The following is a 21065-nucleotide window of genomic DNA, read 5'->3' as shown; positions in this document are numbered from 1 at the left end:
GTCTTGACGAAAGGTGAGATCGGTAACGGTCGGCCCGTGAGCAAGCGGCTTCATGCTCTTGTTCTGCTGCTACTTTTACCGACCCTCACCGGTTGCAAAACGGATCTGTATACCAAAGTGCAGGAGCGTGACGCCAACGAGATGCTTGGGCTGCTGCTGAGCAGGGGCGTGGATGCCATCCGGGTCGTCGGTAAGGATGGGACGAGCACCATTCAGGTCGAAGAAAAGCAGCTCGCCTATTCCATCGAGTTGCTAAATGACCAGGGCTTGCCGCGCCAGCCTTTCAAGAGCCTTGGTGAGGTGTTCAAGGGATCGGGGCTCGTTGCCTCTCCGGTCGAGGAGCGGGCCCGCTACGTCTATGCCCTAAGTGAAGAATTGTCGCGTACGATCAACGATATTGATGGGGTTCTCTCCGCCCGTGTTCATGTCGTCCTACCGAAGAATGATCTGCTGCGGCAGGATGCAACCCCGTCCTCGGCGTCGGTTTTCATTCGGCACGCCTCCAGCGCGAAGCTCTCAGCCTTGCTGCCGCAAATCAAGATGCTCGTCGCCAATAGCATCGAAGGTCTATCATACGACAAAGTGGCGGTCGTGTTCGTGCCCGTCGAGCGGACTCAGCATGAGGTCTCGGTTACGCCAGCGGCAGCGTCAAACGAGTCTACCAGGTTCGTCGCGGCTCCCATTGCGATCGGCGCAGGCGGTGCGCTCGCTGTATTGGGCATCGTATCTTGCCTGCTGCTGAGCGCACGCGGGGGGCAACTTCGCCAATCCTGGCGTAAGCTGATAAATCTCGGCCGTGGTGCCAGCAAGCCAGCGGTCCAGTCCGCTGGCAAGAAGCTCTCCTCCGATGCGAAATAGGCCGGCATTCAGGTTCGTATCGATGGTATCCCCCGACCAAAATCATTCACTCAACGCGCATTCCGATCGCCTGCGCGAGCTTGCCGCCTTGATCCATCCCAGCCGTTTGGCCGGCCATCTTGATGGGCTCCTGTCGGAGGCCACGGTGCTGCAGTTGCAGAAGACTCCGAGGTTGCAGCAAAGACTGGCCGAATTGCTGCTAAGTGAGCTGGCCTCGAACGGAACTGACTGGGGCAGGGACGTTCTGCTCGGGCATGATCCGCGTCGGGCGGCCTTGCTCGCTGGCAGTATCTGGCATGCCCGTTCGGTGCTGAAGCTTGTGTCAAAGCATGATGTGGCGATTCTGATCGAAAATATTGGTGCGGAAGCGCACGCTTTCGCAATCCGACACTTATCTGCTGCAGTCGCGACCACATCGATTGTCGATCCGTATAAACTGTCGAGCCAGATTGAACATGACGGATATGCGAGCCTTGGTGCCTGGCTCAAGGACGCATCAGAGCTTGACCGTTTGCGCGTCCTTTTCCGCTTACGTGTTGGGACCGCCGCCGAATCCCCAGCAGCCGAACACCACAGCGCAGCGGGTCGTTTGCTGTCTTTGGTGGTAGCCCACTTGGCCAACGAGGCGCCAGCGGCATGACGGCCAATGAGATGGCCCAGCCAGATAGCCCGCGGATACGGCCGGTTGGTCCACTCATACCAGCCGCGGAACTCGGCATCTGGTACGATGCGGTGCAGACGCGTGCGCTAGCCGACCGATATCTGCAGCAGGTTCGCAGCTGGGCAAGCAAAGCCTATCAGCAAGAGCGGGAGCGCGGCCACAGCGAGGGTCTTAGGTCAGGATCGGACCAAATGGCGCAGCTGATCGCCCGAGCTGCTTCCGATGTGGCCCGGCGAAAAGCCGTTCTGCAGCAGGAGTTGCCACAGCTCGTCCTTGAGATATTGACCGACCTGTTGGGCTCCTTTGATCCCGGCGAGATGCTGGTAAGAACCGTTCGTCACGCCGTCGAGCAAAGATATGGCAGCGCGGAAGTATGCCTTCACGTGTCTCCTGTGAACGCTGATGCACTAAGACATGAATTCGAGGCGTTCGACGGGACGGATGGTCGGCCGAAAGTCAGAATTGATCAGGACCCGGCTATGGGACCTGACCAGTGCGTTCTGTGGAGCGAGTTCGGCAATGTGGATTTAGGACTTGCCGCACAACTCCGCAAATTGCGTCTCAGCCTTGATCCGTCCTCTCAGGATGGCGAATCGTGACGATGCAACGATCAGGCCCTGGTCAAGCGGCCAGAGAAGGAGATTTGCGTGCGGCGCTGGCATCTGTAAGGTCCGCAGCAAAGGATGTCGATACGCGTGCTGTGCGGGGACGGATCACGCGAGCGATCGGCACGTTACTTCATGCCGTATTACCAGGGGCCCGTGTCGGAGAACTTTGCCTGTTGCAGGATCACGCATCCGGATGGGCGCTTGAGGCCGAAGTCATCGGTTTGCTGCCGGATGGGGTTCTGCTGACGCCTATCGGCGACATGGTAGGCCTGTCACACCGCGCGGAAGTGGTCCCGACCGGGCGCATGCAGGAAGTGTCGGTCGGGCCCGGCCTGCTCGGTCGCGTGATCGACAGCTTCGGCCGTCCACTCGACGGCAAGGGGCCCATAAAGACGGTCCACACTTGTCCGCTCCGCGGCAGGGCACCCAACCCGATGAAACGGCGTAGCATCGAGCAGCCATTTCCTCTCGGCGTCCGCGTGTTGGATGGGCTTCTGACGTGTGGCGAAGGTCAGCGGATCGGAATCTATGGAGATGCTGGGTGCGGTAAGTCGACGCTGATGTCGCAAATCGTAAAAGGGGCGGCCGCTGATGTCACCGTAGTTGCACTCATAGGAGAGCGCGGCCGCGAGGTACGTGAATTCATTGAACGTCATATTGGAGATGCCATTGCGCGCACGATCGTTGTCGTTGAGACATCCGATCGATCCGCAATGGAGCGGGCGCAGTGCGCTCATATGGCGACCGCACTCGCGGAGTATTTTCGGGATCAAGGACTGCAGGTCGTGCTAATGATGGATTCGCTGACGCGCTTTAGCCGCGCGATGCGCGAAATCGGCCTCGCCGCGGGAGAACCTCCGACCCGACGCGGCTTTCCTCCTTCCGTTTTTGCGCTGCTGCCTGGTCTGTTGGAACGTGCCGGTATGGGAGAGCGGGGCTCCATCACGGCATTCTATACAGTGCTTGTCGAAGGTGACGGCACGGGCGATCCGATTGCCGAAGAGTCGCGCGGCATTCTTGATGGTCATATCATTCTTTCGCGCGCGCTGGCTTCGCGCGAGCATTTTCCCGCCATTGATGTGCTGTCGAGCCGAAGTCGTGTCATGGATGCGGTCGCCTCCGCGCCACATCGCAAGGCGGCCTCCGTCTTCCGCGATCTGCTCTCGCGCTACAATGAAGCTGAGTTTCTGATCAAGGTCGGTGAATACAAGCCCGGCAGCGACCCACTGACTGATCGGGCAATCGATTCAATCGAGGAACTGCGCGCATTCTTGCGCCAGGGACAGGACGAGCCGTCCAGCTTTGAGGAGACCGTTTCATGGATGTCGCGTCTCACGGCCTGAATCCCGTGCAAGCGTCGAAATTGCGGCTGGTGAAAGACATGAGGGAGCGAAGCGCGCTTCGTGAATTGTCGAACATGGAAGCCAAGCGCCGAATTGCAGCCGACGCGCTGCAGCTGGCGTCTGAGGGGCTTGAAGCCGCGCAGAAGCATCGCGCAAAGGTCGAAGCTGAACTTTATCGGGAACTGGCGGCGCTCGGCATAACGTCCGTGACCGAACTCGATCGACGGTGTCAACTCGTCACTGGGCGACTGGCAGCAGAGATCGAATCGGCGCGTCAGGCGCTTGAGCAGGCACGCATCGCGCATGAGGAGGCACAGCGGGCGGTGAGTGAGGCGCGGGCAGTATGGGCCGGGCGTTCGGCGGCGAGCCAGAAATGGCAAGAGATTGAGGGCAATGTCCAGCGCGCGAGCGCCGTTCGTTCGGAGTCTGCGGCCGAAATCGACGCCGACGATGAGGTTTTGCTCCGATATCGGGGTGGTTCGCGCAGCCAGACGATCGGCGGGGCGTTCTAATGGCTTGTTCTGTTATGACGTCACGAACTGCGCCTGTGCAACCTGTCGGTAAGCGCCGTGGCTGAGCCCGCACTATTTCAGCCAGCGGTGAAGCTGGCGCATGAAGTGGTCTCGTGGGCCAACGAGATTGCCGCACGGCGTACCATCTTCCAGAGCCGCCATGGCGACAAGCCACTATCCATCCGTGTGAGCCGTCTTGTCTGGCAGGCAGAGCCATATGACATGTCGATGCTCGACTGCGTATTTGGCGCCGGCGGCGAGACAGCTGTTTTGTCCTTACCTCGTCTTCTCGTCGAGACACTGATTTCAACGGTCCAGCAGGGCCTTACGTTACCTTCCGACCCAACCCGCTCGCTCGTTCTCGAGCTCGCACTGGAACCCTGGATCGCTGGACTAGAGAACGTGCTCGCATCGAATGTGCAGTTGATCCGCATCGAAGACGCAACGGCCAAAGACCCCTATCTGGAGCTCGATGTTGCCATCGGAGCGCTGGCGGGAAAGGCCCGCCTGTTATTGTTCGCACCGCTTGATGGTCGGATTCCTTCTGCGTTTCGCTTGTTAGGCGAATTGATCGGCCAATTACCGCGAGAGCAAGGCAAGATTTCGTCGGAATTGCCGGTCGTGATTACGACAGAGATCGGCTCGCTGCGGGCGCCTGTCAGGCTACTTCGCCAAGCACAGCCCGGCGACGCACTGCTGCCCGACGTCATTCCCTTTGCCCATAGTCAGCTGATCCTCACGGCGGACAAGTTGTGGGCGCCGGCGCAGGCCGTGGACGACAGACTTGTCCTTCGCGGACCATTCCGCCTGCAGCCCCATCCTCTAAGGTATGTAGATATGACGATACGCCCCCAAACGGAACAAGCAATCCCGCGCTCGGAAGCCGACATCGACAGTGTTGAGATCACGCTTGTGTTCGAATGCGGCCGCTGGCCTATCCCGCTGGGTACGTTGAGAAGCATCAACGAGGGACACGTGTTCGAACTTGGGCGGTCCCTGGACGGTGCGGTCGATATTGTAGCCAACGGTCAATTGATCGGCCGGGGCGATATCGTGCGCATTGGTGAGGCGCTTGGGATCCGGTTGCGTAGCAGGTTGGCAGTCAATGGTTGACATTCAACCGAGCATCCTTGCGCTTCTTGCGGCGACGGTCGGCCTTGGCCTGCTGGCGTTCGCAGTCGTCACAACGACCGCCTTCATAAAGGTTTCTGTCGTTCTGTTCCTGGTTCGCAACGCGCTCGGGACTCAGTCCATACCACCGAATATCGTTCTGTATGGCGCTGCATTGATTCTTACCGTGTTCATAGGCGCTCCAGTGTTCGAGCAGACCTACAACCGCGTGACCGATCCCCAACTTCGCTACCAAACCGCCGACGACTGGTTGACCGCCGCCAAGGAGGGCAGCGAGCCGCTGCGCGCCCACCTCAAAAAGTTCACTACTGAGGAGCAGCGCACGTTCTTCCTGTCATCGACGGAACATATCTGGTCGGACGAGATGCGCAGCAACGCAACAGCCGATGATTTTGCAATTCTCGTGCCGTCCTTTTTGATCTCGGAACTTAAGCGTGCATTTGAGATCGGCTTCCTTCTCTATCTTCCGTTCATCACGATCGACCTGATCGTGACGACAATTCTGATGGCCATGGGCATGTCAATGGTGTCACCAACAATGATATCCGTTCCTTTCAAGCTCTTTCTGTTCGTCACAATCGACGGCTGGTCGCGGCTCATGCACGGACTGGTGTTAAGCTACGCAACCCCCGGAGGTTGAGATGGACGAAGCCAGCATCCTCACCCACCTGAGCCGATCACTTGTCCTGTTCATGATCTGGGTTCTTCCCCCGCTCCTGGCAGCCCTCGTGGCCGGACTGGGTATCGGCATCGTGCAGGCAGCAACCCAGCTCCAGGATCAAACCTTGCCACTGACAGTGAAGCTCCTCGTCGTCGTCGCGGTGCTCGTTCTGTTCGCCCCGGTGCTGAGCGCGCCACTGATCGAGCAAGCACAGCACATCTTCACCGAGTTCCCGGCGCTCACAGCGAGGTATTAGTGCGGGGAACGCAAGGCGGACCAAGCCTGCAGCTATGGCGTCGCGCTTGTCTGTCCTCATTCTGAACCATGGAAAGAGACGAGTTTCGTCAGCTTACCGAAAGCTCGCCTCATTATCATGGGACAGATAGATATCCGAACTGTCCTGTTCAGCTCGATCGGCCTTCGGAGGAGGAATGACCTCATCTGAAATTGTCACCCACTCAATTCGAGTCTGGCTCCACGATGAAATGACCTGCTGTGAGGCCTGGCCCTCGATGCATAACCTGGCGAGTTGTTAACTGGGTGGATAGGCGAACCGATTTGATCTCAAGTGGGCGCAGGGTTTTGACGATCTGATGGATCAAGCCGCGATGAAGTGCCGGCCGAGACCGATCGCCGCGAACTGTTGAATTGATGCAAGCTCCGAAGCTCCAGGTCACCAGAAACCGCCCTGCGGCCGGTGACAGCCAAAGGAGCTTGGCTTGCTGGCCTGGTAGCGGCGCTATTCGGCGGGTCCTATCATTGAGATGGTCATACCTTATTGGTGGACAGCCGTGGCTGCGGAGAGTTGAAGCGCAAGTGACGTGACCCTAGCGCTAGGTATGTCGATCTGCAGCCGCTAGGACACGAGGTAGATGACCAGCAGAGTTGACGACTCGCATAATGGCGAGGCGCCCGGGCGATTAGATTGGCTTGAAGCGAGCGGTGAGCTGAGCTCAAATGGACGCGTTGTCACCCACCGAGACGCAAAGTCTGGTTCAGACTGCCGTCGAATTCGTCGTTGCGGCTGGACTTAGCGCGGCCCGTGCGCTTGGCATTATGCTGGTTCATCCGGTATTCACGCGGCCGCACATTGGCGGGATGATCCGCGCAAGCGCGACGGTTGTAATTGGATTGCCTTGCTTGATGCAAATCAAGAGCGGCTTGCAGGCGCTGGATCCCGGCACCCGTATGATTGCGGTCGCGCTCCTCGGAGTGAAGGAGATATTTATCGGCCTATTGTTCGGCTTTCTGCTCAGCATACCACTTTGGAGCATCCAAGCCGTTGGTGACATCATTGATACCCAGCGCGGCATCTCCAGTCAGGTAGACGATCCGGCGACACGCAGCCAAACCTCCGCAATGGGGCTCTTTCTCGGAACTGCGGCGGTTACGATCTTCGTCGTATCGGGAGGCCTGCAGACAATGGTCAGATGCCTTTACGGGAGTTATCTGATCTGGCCCGTGTATCGGCTGCTACCGCCCCTGACCCAGCAGGGGGCAATGGAATTTATCAAGCTTCTCGACCATATCATGCATGCCACGCTCGTGGTCGCCGGGCCTGTGCTGGCTCTGCTGCTTCTGATTGACGTATCCCTCATGCTGCTTGGGCGCTTTGCGCCGCAAATCAAGCTGAACGATCTCTCTCCGACCATCAAGAATGCGGCCTTTGGCATCATCATGGTGAGCTACACCGTCTTCCTGATCGAATATATGGGAGCCGAGATCGTTCAGTTCGATGGTGTACTGGATTGGCTCGAGAAGTTCTTGAAATGAATGACACGAGTGAGGAGAAAAAGCTTCCACCGAGCCACAAGAAGCTGAGGGACGCGCGTAAGAAAGGGCAGAGCCCGCGCAGCGCCGACTTTGTGACCGCGGCAAGCCTTTGCGCTGGTTTCGGCTGCCTGTGCTTCAGGGCAGGCTCGATCGAAGACGGATGGCGCGAAGCAGTGCGGCTCATCGACAAGCTGCAGGGCCAGCCATTCAACAGTGCGGTCCGGCAGGCATTGGTCGGATTGATGGACCTTGCTATGGCAGCCGTAGCCCCAATCCTGGGTGCGGCGTTGGTTGCGGCCATCTTGGCCGGCGTCTTGGCCAACGGCGGGCTGACGATTTCCGTCGAGCCGCTGAAACCGAGCTTTGAGAAATTGGATCTGGTCAAGGGGCTGAAGCGGATTGTGTCCCAGCGCTCGCTTGTGGAGCTTGGAAAGTCCCTCGTCAAAGTATTGGTTCTTGGTGCCACGTTCGTCTTCACTGTGCTCGCAGGTTGGAGGGCATTGGTCTATTTGCCCGTGTGCGATTTAAGCTGCCTTGGTTTTGTCTTTAACGAGCTGAAAGTGCTGATAGCGATTGCTGCCGTCGCCTTTCTGATTGGTGGGCTCGCCGATCTGCTCATTCAGCGTTGGTTATTCCTGCGCGACATGCGCATGACGCAGAGCGAGGCCAAGCGCGAGTCCAAGGAACAGGATGGTAATCCGCACATCAAGGGTGAACACCGCAGGCTCCGTCGCGAGTCGGCGAACGAGTCTCCGCTCGGCATCCACCAGGCAACATTGATATTGACTGGACCGGCGACGGTGATTGGGCTGCGCTACGTGCGGGGCGAGACAGGCGTCCCGGTCCTGGTGTGCCGCGGTGAAGGCGAGGTGGCGTTACAGTTACTTGCGCAGGCGCGGGCCCAGCGTCTGAGCATTGTCGAGGATCATGTATTGGCGCGTCAGCTGATCAGTAAAGGTGCGATGGGCAAGGCCGTTCCCATGGTTTGTTTTGAGAGGGTCGCAAAGGCGGTGTTTGCCGCCGGCCTTGTGTAGCGTCGACGCGCTCGGACCTTCGGTCAAAACCCCTATTGTCGCAGAACTTGGCAAAAGCTCCGCGAACCAAAAACAACGGCCGAGCACAGACCGGAGTCCACGAGCTCGTCGGCCGATCGCAAAACTGATATGGAAACCAGAGTGCCCAGTGTCATTGGTCCTGGCCGGATATTATTGGGTTTCGGGCGCACCCTTGTTTTGGGCTCCATCCTCCAAATTGCTGCGATTGCCGGTCGCCGCGGGCCCACGCGCTGTGATGGGAAGAACTGCACGATCACCGCTGGTCGGCATGACGGCGCTATTGCCTAGCAGATCGCCGGGATCATTGACCATGACTGCGAGGTTATTGCGGACTGAGCAGCCAAGCGTTGGATCGAAAGAATTGTCGCCTAGAGAAGGGCCGGTGACGGCGAACGGCGGACAGGCGGCAGGATGTGCTTCGTAGGTAATTGCCTCGATCCGGACCCCGAAATGTGCGGGTAGGTCGACGGGAGAGGCGGACAGGCGGATATTGTAGGGGGCAATGCCCATCGCGCGCGCCTCATGGGCAACTTGCGCTACGAGCCGCGGTGAGCCGGCTACGTCGAGTTGGAGTGCATCGCGCCTGCCGCGGCTAGCATTCGCAATGAAATCCCGCAGGCCGTACCTCTCGTTGCGACGAAGATTTTGAAGCAGTAGGACACTGGTCTTCCGCTCCACCCTGACCGTTTGTCCGGCCGGTCCGGAAGAAATCGCAGCACTGTTTGCACATCCGCCAAGGGCAGCCGCAACTGCGATCAAAAGACATAGGTGTCGTCGCAAGGTCATTGGCAGTCCTCATTCAATGATAAAGCCGGCACCGATGGTTGCACCCCTGGCCGTGGCCGGCGCCGCCTCACGGCCCTTCGATGAACCAGCCAGCGTATTCGTCAGGGTGCGCCCTGCGTCCGAAGGTGGCCCGATGCGATCAGTTGGAGCGCTCATCTTGCCCGGGCCAGATCCCGGCCGGACGATGTAGGGAGTGACAATGATGACCAGTTCGGTCTCCTGCTTCTGAAATGAAGAGGAGCGAAACAGCACACCAAGGATCGGAACATCTCCTAACCAAGGAAAAGTGCCGATGTCGGTACTGAAATTGCGCCTGATGAGCCCCCCAATGGCGAAGCTTTGCCCGCTGGCAAGCTCGACGACAGTACTGGCACGACGCGTGGAGAGACCGGGCACCGATATTCCGTTGACGCTGACCTCGCCTTCTTTCGACAGTTCGCTGACTTCAGGCTTCACATGGATATTGATCTGATTATTGCTGAGGACGGTCGGGACGAACTCCAGGCTGATCCCGAATTGTCGGAATTGGACCGAGACTTGCCGGTTGTCCTGCATCACCGGAATTGGAAATTCGCCACCGGCCAGAAAACTTGCGGATTCCCCAGACATGGCGGTCAGGTTCGGTTCAGCCAGGATCGAGGCGAGGTGTTCGCTGGCGAGTGCATCGAGAACAGCGCTCAGGTTGGTATTGCCAGCGCTGTACCCGATGCCGATCGTGCCGCCGCCGCGGGCCGGCGCGGAACCGCCACTTTTTCCGGTGACAAGGAAAGCGCCGTTCGGACCGGAAGCCGTGAAATTGATATTGAGGTCCTTGACGGCGCTGCGGGAGACTTCTGCCACCCGCACACTCAGATTCACCTGCAGCGAACCTGCCACCTGAATCTTGTTGACGACCAGCGCACCCGGACCGAGAAACTGCTCGGTCACCTTCCTGGCCGTCTCGACGATATCGGCGTTGGGAGCCGTACCGCCAAGGATTGCGCCGCGTGGGGTATAGCTGACCTGGATCGGATAATCGCCGATCTCAGCCTTCAGCGTGGCACGCAGGTCCTCGATCGGTTGGGTGACAACGACGCGCAGCTCGGCGAGAGCCTCGCCGTTCTCGTTCAAGGCGAACAGGCTGGTTCGTCCGGATTTTTTGCCGAATACGAATATCGTGCTGCTCGATGGCGCCTGGTAATCAGCGATCGCCGGGTCGGCAACAAAAATGCTTGCTGCCGGCGCGTTCAGATGAACCGTCTTGCCCTGCGAGGAGGTGAGGTTGAGCGTGCCGGTGGTGCTGCCAGGCGCCGCACGTGCAGGCTCTCCTTTGCCGTCCCGTTTTGTCTCGGCTGCGCCAGCAAGTGGAAACAGCAGAGCAAGCCCGCACAGGACGTAGCACAAGCGGGGCAGGGCGGCGGAGCGTTGCGAGATGATGACCATCGGCGGCAGACTGGCGCCGGCAGCATTCTTGACGACCTTCAAGGGATTGTTGCTTTCAAGTTAGATTGCTAGGCAGCCGATGCTGCGCCGACGAGTTCAAGGGTGTAGCCGACGCCGCGCGCAGTCTTGATCCTGAGCGTCGCACCGGCCTGGTTCAAATGCGCGCGTAAGCGATAGATCCCGACTTCCAGCGCATTGGTCGAGACCTCGTCGTCAAACGCATACAAGCTATCTTCCAGCGATGTGCGCGGCACGGTGCGGCCGGCGCGGTTGAGCAGATGTTCGAGAATGCACACTTCGCGCCGCGCAATTCTCAGTATCCGGCCGCCAACCGAGACTTGCCTTGCGATCGGGTCGAAATGCAGGTTGCCGAATGTTACCACCGGCGCCGTCATTTGCGTCGACCGCCGCAGAATAGCTCGCATGCGGGCGATAAGTTCGTCGATAGCCACGGGCTTGGGCAGGAAATCATCTGCACCTGCATTGAAAGTCGCAATTCGGCGGTTGAGATCATTGAGACTACTCATCATCATCGCCGGCATTGATCGTCCCTCGCGCCGCAACTGCTTCAGCCATTCAAGTCCGTCTCCGTCGGGCAAGACAGATTCGAGCAGGACCATGTGGTAGTTCGCGCATTCCAGCGCGGCCGACGCCTCATCCAGTGTACGCGTCACATCAACGGCGAAGCCGCAATCCAAGAGCGCTTCCTTCACGGCGCGACCAAAGTCGGCATGATGATCAACCAGGAGAATTCGCATTCATCGCCTCTCGTCCATCCTCGGCAGGACTTGAGCCTGTCACGGTTGACCATGAGGCTCGGTGGATCCGAGAGGCGGCCGCTTTGTCGTGAATTCGAAAAGTCGGAACTGCCAGGGTTGAGCATAGTGACGGGCGATCAATGTCTGCCGGTCTATCGTCATCGGATAGGCGGCCTGCCGCGCATCGCGTCCGCCAGCGACTGGGTTCAAAAGACCTTGTATGTCGGCAAGAGCTCTGCGATTTCCAACAACGTTGAAAGCCTTGGCAGCGCGCTGATGCATCTGTGGCCCGAGGCCGCCGCCTGCAGGGGCGATTGCGCCAAACCGCACGAGCGAAACGAAATCGCAGGCGAGGGCGGCTGAATTGGCCGAACAGACTAGCGAAGCTGACATTTGGAAACTCCCCCAATTCGTCTTAATCCGCGGTCAGTCCCTGCTAGGCGTTGAGCCCGTGGCGTCGTCAAGCCACGACAATGCAAGGTTTCCCGCGCATTTAAGACGGTTCACGCGCTCTGCATCTGGCCGAGTGCTGGATAAGGCCGAGATGCATGACAAAAGATCAGTACGTCTATCGGCCTGTTAGGCATCCTCTCGCCGGTTGGTGATTGCCACGCGAGGTGCCAAGCGTCCCGAAGTTCGGACGCGCCGAAGTCCTCTCACGCCGCCGCGGAGCGAATGCTGCGAACGAAGAACGAAGCGAATCCAGTGTTGTCATCGCGCATCGACTGAGGTGCTTACGCCGGCACCGTGTCGTCACACGGGATGAACGGCGAATCAATGATTTGATTTCTAACTCGGTGTGTGACCGGCATGAGAAAAATTGCGGCTGCCCCCGTTCTTCTCGCCGGCTGGATCTAGCCCTGATTACACATGGTGCGCTTCGTGCTCCGCTGTGCGCAGAGGCGATGCACGATGTCCGCTCTGAAGAAAAGCTATCGAGGGAACCTAACGAGGCGGAGCCATCGAGCATTGAGTTTTCGAGACGTTCGCATTTCTTGCTACCTGTCGGGAAGAGTTCACGCGAGCGGATTCTGTCGCGAGACTGTCGGAAATCCTACAATCTGACGCTAGGTGAGATTCAAGTGCCTTTGACTGCTTGTGGCGATGCCATCAAACTCGAAAGCCCTGAGAGATAGCGGGTGAAACAGTTTGGACCAGACCATCAATCTTCGAATGGCGGTCTGTCTCGCGCTGTCCGGGTCGTGATCATTTCGCCGTCCGATCAAGCTTAGCGCCAGAGCCATGGATGCGCACGAAGAGCCAGCCGTTCGTGCCAGGCTTTGAGCAAAGCCATGGCGTCACCATCGCACGAGCGACGGACCCGCCTCATGTGTGGCAATATTGCGTAAAGACCGAGGTGGGTACGCGTTCACGTGACGAGCATGAGCTAATAGCCGAGATGCGGACGAGCGATCGCGCGAGCCAAGTTGATCATCAAGGAACTGAGGAGAGAATCGATTACCAGACGTCATTTTGAATGCTGCCTCCATAGATCGCGGTCGATTATGAGGTGCTTAGGTGCCATCGGAAAAATCGATTGTTTTGATGGAACACATCCAGGTGACGGATCGGCCCTGCTGCAACAGCATCGCTTGCCGCAGACGAATGAATAGCTGAAGCGATCGGAGCCAAAGCGTTGATCGCGCGGTCAATGTAAGGTCGAGCTAGCTAAAAGGGGCGATGCTTCGCGTTCAGTAGCTTACTTCATCACGCCTCCGGCCACGTGTGATGGCCACTAACAAATTGAGGCCGTGCGATGTCGGAACGCAGCCAAGAAACGAGGATGTCCCGAACGGCTAGCTCCTCCCGATAGTCGTAGTGCGACTGTCGCTCTCGGAGCCGTCAACCCGCCCTTAGCGCGTTGGTAGGGGCTGACGCCCTATGCTCAAATCGTTGCGCGTGAGGTGTGCCGTGCTCCAAGTCTTCCTTGAGGTGGTTATCTTGGTGTGTGAACCCAAACGAACCTGCTAAATTGCGCAATTGACAGAGTATCTATTCATTACTCCCACGCTTGTAGGGATTTGCTTCGCGGGCGGTTCGGTAGCTCTCCAAATTGCCGCCTAGGAACAGGCGCTCAGTCTCTCGGGTTGGAGTTCTGCCGAGTGAGCACATCAAATCGACGTCCCCGTCGATGTGGTCCGGATCTTCGGCGTTCATTCCAAGCCCGATGCTGCTCAGCACGTCGTCGGGCGTCCAGACCGTGGCCTTAGGTACCGTGTAGGTGTGCAGCGCGTCCGCATAGTTGGCGATCGCTCTCGCCCAAGTATCGCGCGAAACGGCGAGCTTTTCCGGATCCTCGACCAACGATACGAACGCAGATGCGGTTGTCTTGCCGCGCATATGCCAGCCAGCTTGGCGCGCCCGGTCGAGAGGATAGCGCTCTAGCGGGTATCCAACGGAAGAGTGATCCCGAGCCGTGTTACGGACATGCGATATTGCGCTTGTGTGTTCTTCGGCGCGCGGCTTGCAATCGCTGTTCTGATTCTGAAAGCGCCGCAGTGTGACGTATGACGAGCCCGCCACGTCCTCGAACACACGATCCCGATCGACGGGAGGTGCGATCGCCGGTGACCAACGCGCCGATTCCCGCTCGGCAAGGTTGATCTCGTTCCTGAGCGCTTCAAGAGTGGCACCCGTCAGTGTTGTGGCAAGTTGGGCGCGGGCGCTGACAAATGATGTGGCTGGATAGCAACCGGCTTTCGTAGCCTCGCTCGGCGCAGACGAGGACGTGCCGGTTGTGGAGCCTGGTATTGACGAGACTGAATCCTTCCTTCGGAAGACCGAATCCTGGTCATCTAGGTCCAGGTCATCCAGCTGCTGCTTAAAGCTTGCTTGATCCTCGCAACGCCCGTCGCGGCTCGGCTGCTGCAGCACGTCGTGAGCCTCGAATTTAGTGTCTGCGGCAACCCGGGGATCAACGTTCATTTCAGTCTCCATTCGAGCGCCGGCTATTGGAGTAGACTATTGCAGGCGCAGCTTTCGAGAAGCTGACGGACCAGGAAGAAAGCCATTTGCTTTGGGTTTTGAGGGGCCGGATGGATTTGGTCAGTGAGGCGATCGTCAGCCAGAAGGAAGGCGCGCAATACTAGGCATCAGAAGTCGGCGCTGTCTGGTACCCTCTGTCATTTCTGTTGCAAATAAGCCGAGATCGGGCCCCCTTGACTGAGCTTGTTCGGACCGCCGCGCGAGGTTGCTCCACCACCTCATTGCGGCCACGCCCTCTTGGGGCCGCAGTCCCTAGCTATCATATGAACGAGCTGGCGGATGCGACGGACCGACGTGTTCGTTTCAAGTCGTTTGCTTACAAAGATGCAAGAACGGCCCTCTCGGCCGTCGGATCAGCATCAATGGACGAGCGCGACCGGTTGCAGTTTTGTGTTTTTCAAGCGGCCGACGCTCGATCAAATCGTTCTAGTCGATTTCGCACGGGGGCGAGCCGCTTTAGCAAACCTGACCTACGAGGTTGTGACGTCGGAATAGCCGTCACAACCTCTTGCGCCTAGTTGCGCTGGTTGTCTTTGTGGCAGGCGCGCATGATGTCTTGAATCCGCCAATCGGCTTCGGAGCACGACGTCTCGCAATGTGCGATCTGTGATACTTATCGAGGGAGAAGAACGTATGAAGTGCACTGGCAGGGGACTGGCGATCGTGTTGTCCTTGCTTTCGATCGTAGGCGTGAGCACGATGGCGAGAGCCGATGAGGCCTCACCGAAATACACCGAGGTGCTCAACGCCCTGCAGACCGGCAAGAATGTGAAGCTCGTCCTGGACATGAGCCGCTGTACCCCCGCGGAGGGCGGCAAAGCTGCATCGGCAACTCAGGCTGGCCTGGTCATCAATGCCTTCAGGGTGACCCCCCAGAACGGCATTAGCTTCGCCAACGCGCACCAAACGGTGGACAGCTCCGGACATGCCGTGACCGAGTACATCCGCCATAGCCTCAGCCGAGAAGGCAAGCTCACGGTGCGGGCCTCGAAGCTTGTCGTCGGGAGCACCGAACTCGTGAATCAGGGCGAGTTCATCTGCGAACTGCCGGATGGCGCTAAGTTCATCTGGTAAACGAAGAGTACAGCGCAGGGGGGCGCGCTTCGAAACCTTGATCCTTTAACTGTGCAAATACCTTCGCACGTCATGATGGATGGTTTCGATCGTGAGAGACGGCCAGATTGTTTCTGGCCGTCTCTTCCTGAAGCGCATCGAGTGCACGAACTTGCTGTCTAAAGGTATCGTACGACGGCCATCGATCATCATTGAACGGCAGTTATCGGGAGATCGGCGGTTCCGGCTATCCTCATATTGTTCGGAGACAGGCCTGTCATTTGAACATTCCAGACGGGTCGTTCCAAAGTACGTCCGCACGTGATCCGCGATCCTGTGAGGACCCGTTCAAGCTGCCGGCCCGCGCTGATGACGCTTACTCCTCGGCCGCCCGACAATGCGCTTGTATCATGGATCCCACGTCTTTTTGGTCCGTTCATCTGAGAGTATCGTGGTTCCAAATGTGGTCACGGTGATTGAACCATCCCGCCTAAGATCGTGCCGCGACTGCCGCGGTGGTTTGCACGCCGCTTAAGCTGTCGTTTGGACGCAATTCTTGATTTTTCAGTTTTCCTTTTGAGCTAACGATTCAGCGCAGACTTCCACGCTGAATCGTCATGCCCAGCCCACTGAGACCGGGGGGCGCACGCAGGGACGACGCTGCCGAGGGGATGACTCAGCCCGCACAAGCGCAGCGCGAAAGGCCGGAGAGACGGCCGCGGCGAGCGCAACGGCCCTCGTGGGTGCCGGGGGTGGAGCCCCTCGCGAGGGGGCGTAATCGAAGGCCGGGATGGGAGGCTCGGCGCGCGTCGAGCCAAATCGGCGAAGCCGACGCGCCAACTCGATAAATTACTTATTCGACTAAGGCAAACACAACACGGCGCCGATCGACCTCCTCAACAGTTGAGAGCCAGTCATCTCCTTTTTTGGCGATGGAAGAAAGTAAAGAAATGATCGTCCTCGAAAAGGAACGATCTGTTAGAGTCGATCTCCGTACGCGATACGCTCATTAAGTTGCCAAAAAGTCGGCGAATGAAAATTGTCCTATTAGGGTATCAGTGCATCTCTCTCGTATGCACGTGCCGGCGACGTTAAACTGCCGTCGTTGTCGGAAAATTTTTAAAGACGCCTGAGATAGAAAGCACAATCACCAATGGCCAGACTGCTATTGAGACGATTGGAGCGCAGGTTGTGTGTCTAAGAGTGACCGCGACCAGCTTGGAGCGGGAATTTTGTACGAACTGGACTGACTAAACTAACCATGAGGGGACCAAGCGCTGTTGCCGGGGGCCGATTTAAAGCGCCAATAGCGAAACAGAAGCTTTTTGATCCACCAGCGACGTCGCTCGCGTGGTTGCGGAGACGGCAGCATCAAGATGAGCCGCTGCGGACAAGCTCTACTGCTCGGATCGGGACCTTAGTATGTCGGGAAACAGACAAACCCAACACAAACGTCATCCAAACTGTCGACTATTGCTTGGCACGAAGAATGCACACCCCTAGCCATGCTTAGGGGCCCGCCGGGCATGGCTACCATCGCAAGTTGCGGCCGTGGCTGGCCACTGAAGTTAGCGGCGTGACATAAGGCAGACGGCGTGTGCTCGTCCGATACCGGCGGGCGTCTTGTCACGTCGCCGCTAACTTTCAACGGCATGAATAGCGGGTTTGTAGTGCGCTTAGAGCAGAATGAACGGGACGCGCTGGAGAGGGCGCGGAAGACCTCGGAAGATGAACGCAGAAAACAACTTCGCGGCCCGGCTCCTTGACGCCGGACGCCTAGCAGCAATCGCGCGTACACGTGGCCTGAAGGCGGATGTTTCATACTACGTCGACGAGGCGCTCAAGGAGCTTTGGCGGACCAGATCACCGGAAGAGGCAAAAGCGATCGCAGAGCGTTGGGTCTTATGGGACGCAAAGGGCAAGCCTTGGCCGCGCATGCCCCCACTGGAAAACGTCGTCCCGTTCAAACGGACCGGCGCGGCCGAGATGCCGAGGACGCCCTTGCAAGCAATCCGCGAATGGTTCGAAAAACAAGATGAGGACGTGCGATGTGAAATCGCCGGCATGGCGGCGCTTTTGATTTTCGAAGGTGGCAATCTTCTCGATCTCAGTAGCAAGGAATGGTGCGACCATTTGCGCCGATGGCTCAGTGAGACGGGATTACCAAACCATAAGGTCATCGGACGTGCTCTGACGTTTCGCACCTGTTTCGAGTATTTCTCGGAGAGCAGGTTCACCGAAGCGGCGTGGATGCGATCCAAAGAGACCGCCGTGAAAATCCTTGCAGATGCTGGCCTTGACCCAACCTCCGAAGCTGCGAGTCTCGCACCTATTGCCCAAAAAGTGCTGGAGACCTTGCCCGCGCGAAAATGCCGCTGGATCGAAGTAGGCAAGTCCTGGAGCAAACTCGTCGATACCAGACTGGCACCCCGGGCCATCAGGGTTTGGAGCGCCTCGCATATGGAATAAGAAGGCAGCGCCTGAATGTGTGCTCGGCGCGGCGCCCCAATATAGCAAGCTGACGGAGTCGTCATCCGTCTCGAAAAACTGAGCCAACACCTGCGGGACAAACGACAGAATACAAACCAGACCGCCCACAGCGAAGAGAAGAAGCGCTGCGCAGAATGCGACGTTGTAACCAAGTGGCAAGCTGGCCTGGCTCGTTAGCAGGTTCATCGTACCGATGATCCAAGCCGAGGAGAGCGTAAGAAGGGCGGCATTCTTGGTTTCGGCGAACTTGACGAAATCGATGGTTCGGACAAGTCGCATGGAGAGAGTCTTCTCAAAGGCTCTTCTTGATCGTCCTTCATGAGCTTTCGCCTACCGCGTGGACGGTGTCCATCTCTATGCCGACATTCTCAATATGAAGGACGTGTTGGCCGTCACCGACGTTGAAGGCGAAGATGTCCAGCGGCGTCTTTGAAGGTCTTCTCCGCGCTCGCGGATACAGTTTGCCGAGCTCTCTTCTGATGCGCTTGCGGTCTTAAGTTCTCTAAAAGCAAACGCTTCGATGTGATTTCGCGGCCTGAGTAGCCGTACAAGGTGCCAACGAGCACCTCACTCAGTCAAATTGCGGCCGATGAAATAGAAGAATGCGGCCTCCGGGTAAGCTTTCGGCCGTGTAGGGCTGACCGTGGATCAAAAAACAGGTCATGGGGACGCCCTGGCTCGGCAGAAGGCCCAGGTCTTGGAGCATGTCGATCACGAAAGGCGAAGCCTCTCGGGGGCCGTGCCTCCAGTCTGGGCCGAACAACTCTCCGAGTTCAGGCATTTGCGGGGCCGGCTGATGGCTCCATGCCGAAGCCGCAGACGGCAGTGGAAGGTTTGGCTCCAGTGTCGAAGGGGCGTCCTTTCGTAATTCGAGCGTGGCGGGTGGATTAAACCCGGATACAGGGCCGCTATAGATATGCGGGGGAGCCGTCGGCGTCACAAGCGCAGCTTCACCCCGCAAAACGAACCCAGGGTGGTGGATAAGTTGAACGTCGTTGGGCCCTCTCGGTCCCAATACAGCCGTGTAGCGTTCACCGGCAATCTCATAGTTCATCACCGGATTTTCCGCATCAGGCAAGAAGTCCCAATTACCCAACTGAGAAAGCATCATGTCGGGTGCCGGCTGGGTGCAATGGGAAAAGTCCTTCGGCACGGCGAATGAAACATCAAACGTGTCGCCGACGGCGAGAGAGCGCAGATGAATAAGCTGAATATCATTGTGTCCTCCGGGTCCTAACACGGCAGTATAGGGCTCGCCGTGAATGTCGTAGGTCTTCACCGGCTGCGTCGCGTCCGGCAACAGACCCCAATGGCCCAGTTTGGAGCGCATCATATCCGGCGCGGGCTGGTTGCCGTGGGAGAAGTCATCTGGAACGACCAAAGAAGCATCAAAACTTTCGCTGGCTGGGAATGGCGTTGTGGCCGGGGCGGCACCGCCTTGGTCCATCGTCCGTGCGAGGTATTCTTCAGAGGCAAGGTTCCGCAGTCGCGAGTTCGGCTGCGAGGTTGCAGCATCGAGAAACTCTTCTCGGCCGGCACTTTCAATGGGCAGGTTGGCAGTTGACTCCAGTTCCCGCAAAAACTCCGGCACAACAAGATCGTCCGCGACCAGGAAGCCCTCCAGATCCGCGGCTTCGAAAAGCTGTTTCTGGGCTATGCTTTGCACGGGCGAAGGGACGACCAGATTCACCCGCGACGCCGGTTCCGGTGCATCGAAGGCCATCCCCGGCAGCAAATCATCTCGATCGATGCCATGGAAAAGCGCCGCTTGGTCGGCGCTTTGCAGGTTCGAATGGGAGGCTGCGCTCATCGTTCGCCAAAGCGCCGATTGATCGTAGGGTGCGGCTGCCATCAGGCTCTCGCGATCCGTAGCATCGAAAAGCTCTTCCTGAGCAAAACTCTGTACGGACGAGAAAGCGGGGGCGCGCATTCCCTGCCAAAGTAACGGTGCATCGAAGCAGGAGACCGCAAGCTCTCCGCTCCGCGCCGCGTTGTCGAAAAGCAGATCCTGCGCGACACTTTGTGGGGGAGAATGAGCGGCCAAATCCATTTCACGCCAAACCTCCGGAGCATTGAGATTGCCAGCCAGCAATACGCCCTGATCCGCAGCATTCTCCAAAAGCTGGTTCTCGACAGTCAGCATGGACGAACGCGCGGCCGGCTGAGTTGGCGGATGCGAGCCACCTCCTTGTCCTTCTAAATTGTCCTGCCTGACGCCCGCGCGATAGTCGCGGAGTCTGTTCAAAGCGTAGCGGAGTTTCGTGTCTTTCGGGAACAAAGTATCGGCGTGACCGCGCAACTTGTCGGCACTGAGCCTGGCAATGGACAGGGGGCGGAGAGCTGAGGCCAACTTCCGAAGACTGCTTGCGTAATTTCCGGCCGTTTTCGCGTCGATCCCTCGACCGAAGCCTGCCTCGGTGGCCTTCCTAATGAGGCGTTCGTCTTCGTTCGATGGACGGTAATGTGTCGCGGTGATCCGAGCGGCGGCGCCAGGCTTGCGGTAGCGGCTGACCATCGACAATGCTGGGGCGATAACCTTATCGTTTGGCAAGAGCTTCTTGGCGCAATCGAGCAACGTATCATCATCGAGGGCTGCCATGGATTTGCCATCCTCCTTCAGAGCCTCAGCCAACTTGCGAAGGCGGCGATCGTAAATGCTGATGGTTGTCGGCCCGGGCAGTGTTCCTCGCTCGAGGGCCACACCAGACGCTGCCTGGATCAGGCGATCGTCTTCCTCACTAACATCGTAAAGCTGCCTGTGATCATATATAGGCCCCAGCTGTTGCACGTCTGCGAGCTGCTGCTCAAAGTGGACTTGCTGCGGTTGCGGCTGTTCCACGGTTGTCTCAGACGCAGCGGGACGATTACCGGCAGGGTTGATATTGTCAAATTGGTTCATGGTCGCGTCTCCGCTTGCATCGGTCTCGGCGCCTCGGTACTAGCGGTGGCTGTCCAAAACCTGACGTGGC

18 protein-coding genes are annotated in these 21065 nt (G+C 58.3%); 13 read left to right on the top strand and 5 right to left on the bottom strand.

Annotation, left to right across the window (positions count from 1 at the left end; translation table 11 throughout):
• Positions 1 to 18 precede the first annotated feature (18 nt).
• From sctJ to ACVMB0_RS01225, 10 genes are all read left to right on the top strand, one after another.
• The gene (sctJ, locus tag ACVMB0_RS01270) at positions 19 to 858 is read left to right on the top strand and encodes a type III secretion system inner membrane ring lipoprotein SctJ (protein ID WP_461349568.1); all 840 of its coding nucleotides are present in this window, start codon (positions 19 to 21) and stop codon (positions 856 to 858) included.
• A gap of 22 nt (positions 859 to 880) precedes the next feature.
• On the top strand, positions 881 to 1498 hold the full coding sequence (locus tag ACVMB0_RS01265; protein ID WP_461345048.1) for a nodulation protein NolU: 618 nt from the start codon (positions 881 to 883) through the stop codon (positions 1496 to 1498).
• Positions 1495 to 2118, top strand: a complete 624-nt coding sequence (gene sctL / locus ACVMB0_RS01260; RefSeq protein WP_461345047.1) for a type III secretion system stator protein SctL — start codon at positions 1495 to 1497, stop codon at positions 2116 to 2118. Before ACVMB0_RS01265 ends, sctL begins: the two co-directional genes overlap by 4 nt.
• Positions 2119 to 2120: 2 nt before the next feature.
• Positions 2121 to 3470 carry a type III secretion system ATPase SctN gene (sctN, locus tag ACVMB0_RS01255; RefSeq protein ID WP_253641093.1) on the top strand — a complete coding sequence of 450 codons (1350 nt, stop codon included), beginning with the start codon at positions 2121 to 2123 and terminating at the stop codon, positions 3468 to 3470.
• Positions 3446 to 3982 (top strand): hypothetical protein, encoded by a 537-nt coding sequence (locus tag ACVMB0_RS01250; RefSeq protein ID WP_461345046.1) that lies wholly within the window; start codon positions 3446 to 3448, stop codon positions 3980 to 3982. Before sctN ends, ACVMB0_RS01250 begins: the two co-directional genes overlap by 25 nt.
• 57 nt (positions 3983 to 4039) lie before the next feature.
• Positions 4040 to 5095 carry a type III secretion system cytoplasmic ring protein SctQ gene (gene sctQ / locus ACVMB0_RS01245; RefSeq protein WP_461345045.1) on the top strand — a complete coding sequence of 352 codons (1056 nt, stop codon included), beginning with the start codon at positions 4040 to 4042 and terminating at the stop codon, positions 5093 to 5095.
• Positions 5088 to 5753: a type III secretion system export apparatus subunit SctR gene (gene sctR, locus ACVMB0_RS01240; RefSeq protein ID WP_461345044.1), complete on the top strand. Its 666-nt coding sequence runs from the start codon at positions 5088 to 5090 to the stop codon at positions 5751 to 5753. Before sctQ ends, sctR begins: the two co-directional genes overlap by 8 nt.
• 1 nt (position 5754) lies before the next feature.
• A complete protein-coding gene (locus ACVMB0_RS01235; protein WP_025038819.1) occupies positions 5755 to 6030 on the top strand; it encodes an EscS/YscS/HrcS family type III secretion system export apparatus protein in 276 nt (91 codons plus the stop codon).
• A 701-nt stretch (positions 6031 to 6731) separates the two neighbouring features.
• The gene (gene sctT, locus ACVMB0_RS01230; protein ID WP_076828273.1) at positions 6732 to 7547 is read left to right on the top strand and encodes a type III secretion system export apparatus subunit SctT; all 816 of its coding nucleotides are present in this window, start codon (positions 6732 to 6734) and stop codon (positions 7545 to 7547) included.
• Positions 7544 to 8581: an EscU/YscU/HrcU family type III secretion system export apparatus switch protein gene (locus tag ACVMB0_RS01225; RefSeq protein WP_461345043.1), complete on the top strand. Its 1038-nt coding sequence runs from the start codon at positions 7544 to 7546 to the stop codon at positions 8579 to 8581. The genes sctT and ACVMB0_RS01225 overlap by 4 nt, the downstream gene beginning before the upstream one ends.
• A 171-nt stretch (positions 8582 to 8752) precedes the next feature.
• Here the strand turns inward: ACVMB0_RS01225 and ACVMB0_RS01220 are convergent, their stop codons facing one another.
• From ACVMB0_RS01220 to ACVMB0_RS01210, 3 genes are read right to left on the bottom strand one after another with little or no spacing between them, the layout of a single operon-like run.
• Entirely contained in the window at positions 8753 to 9388 is a 636-nt protein-coding gene (locus ACVMB0_RS01220) for a CpaD family pilus assembly lipoprotein (protein WP_461345042.1), read from the bottom strand.
• Positions 9389 to 9397: 9 nt separating this feature from the next.
• Positions 9398 to 10852: a type II and III secretion system protein family protein gene (locus tag ACVMB0_RS01215; RefSeq protein ID WP_461345041.1), complete on the bottom strand. Its 1455-nt coding sequence runs from the start codon at positions 10850 to 10852 to the stop codon at positions 9398 to 9400.
• Positions 10853 to 10878: 26 nt separating this feature from the next.
• On the bottom strand, positions 10879 to 11568 hold the full coding sequence (locus ACVMB0_RS01210; protein WP_461345040.1) for a response regulator: 690 nt from the start codon (positions 11566 to 11568) through the stop codon (positions 10879 to 10881).
• A 117-nt stretch (positions 11569 to 11685) separates the two neighbouring features.
• Between ACVMB0_RS01210 and ACVMB0_RS01205 the strand changes: the two genes are divergently transcribed.
• Complete coding sequence (locus ACVMB0_RS01205) at positions 11686 to 11931, top strand: hypothetical protein (RefSeq protein WP_461345039.1); 246 nt, start codon at positions 11686 to 11688, stop codon at positions 11929 to 11931.
• Between the two features lie 1629 nt (positions 11932 to 13560).
• On the opposite strand, the gene ACVMB0_RS01200 is transcribed toward ACVMB0_RS01205, so the two are convergent.
• Positions 13561 to 14493 (bottom strand): hypothetical protein, encoded by a 933-nt coding sequence (locus ACVMB0_RS01200; RefSeq protein ID WP_461345038.1) that lies wholly within the window; start codon positions 14491 to 14493, stop codon positions 13561 to 13563.
• Between the two features lie 693 nt (positions 14494 to 15186).
• Here ACVMB0_RS01200 and ACVMB0_RS01195 point away from each other — a divergent pair.
• The gene (locus ACVMB0_RS01195; RefSeq protein ID WP_461345037.1) at positions 15187 to 15627 is read left to right on the top strand and encodes a VirK family protein; all 441 of its coding nucleotides are present in this window, start codon (positions 15187 to 15189) and stop codon (positions 15625 to 15627) included.
• A gap of 1707 nt (positions 15628 to 17334) precedes the next feature.
• Positions 17335 to 18075 (top strand): hypothetical protein, encoded by a 741-nt coding sequence (locus ACVMB0_RS01190; RefSeq protein ID WP_461345036.1) that lies wholly within the window; start codon positions 17335 to 17337, stop codon positions 18073 to 18075.
• Between the two features lie 592 nt (positions 18076 to 18667).
• Here the strand turns inward: ACVMB0_RS01190 and ACVMB0_RS01185 are convergent.
• The gene (locus tag ACVMB0_RS01185) at positions 18668 to 20995 is read right to left on the bottom strand and encodes a hypothetical protein (protein WP_461345035.1); all 2328 of its coding nucleotides are present in this window, start codon (positions 20993 to 20995) and stop codon (positions 18668 to 18670) included.
• Positions 20996 to 21065 lie beyond the last annotated feature (70 nt).

This window comes from Bradyrhizobium sp. USDA 4451 (assembly GCF_054822585.1).
This window is presented reverse-complemented; position numbering and strand designations above follow the sequence as displayed.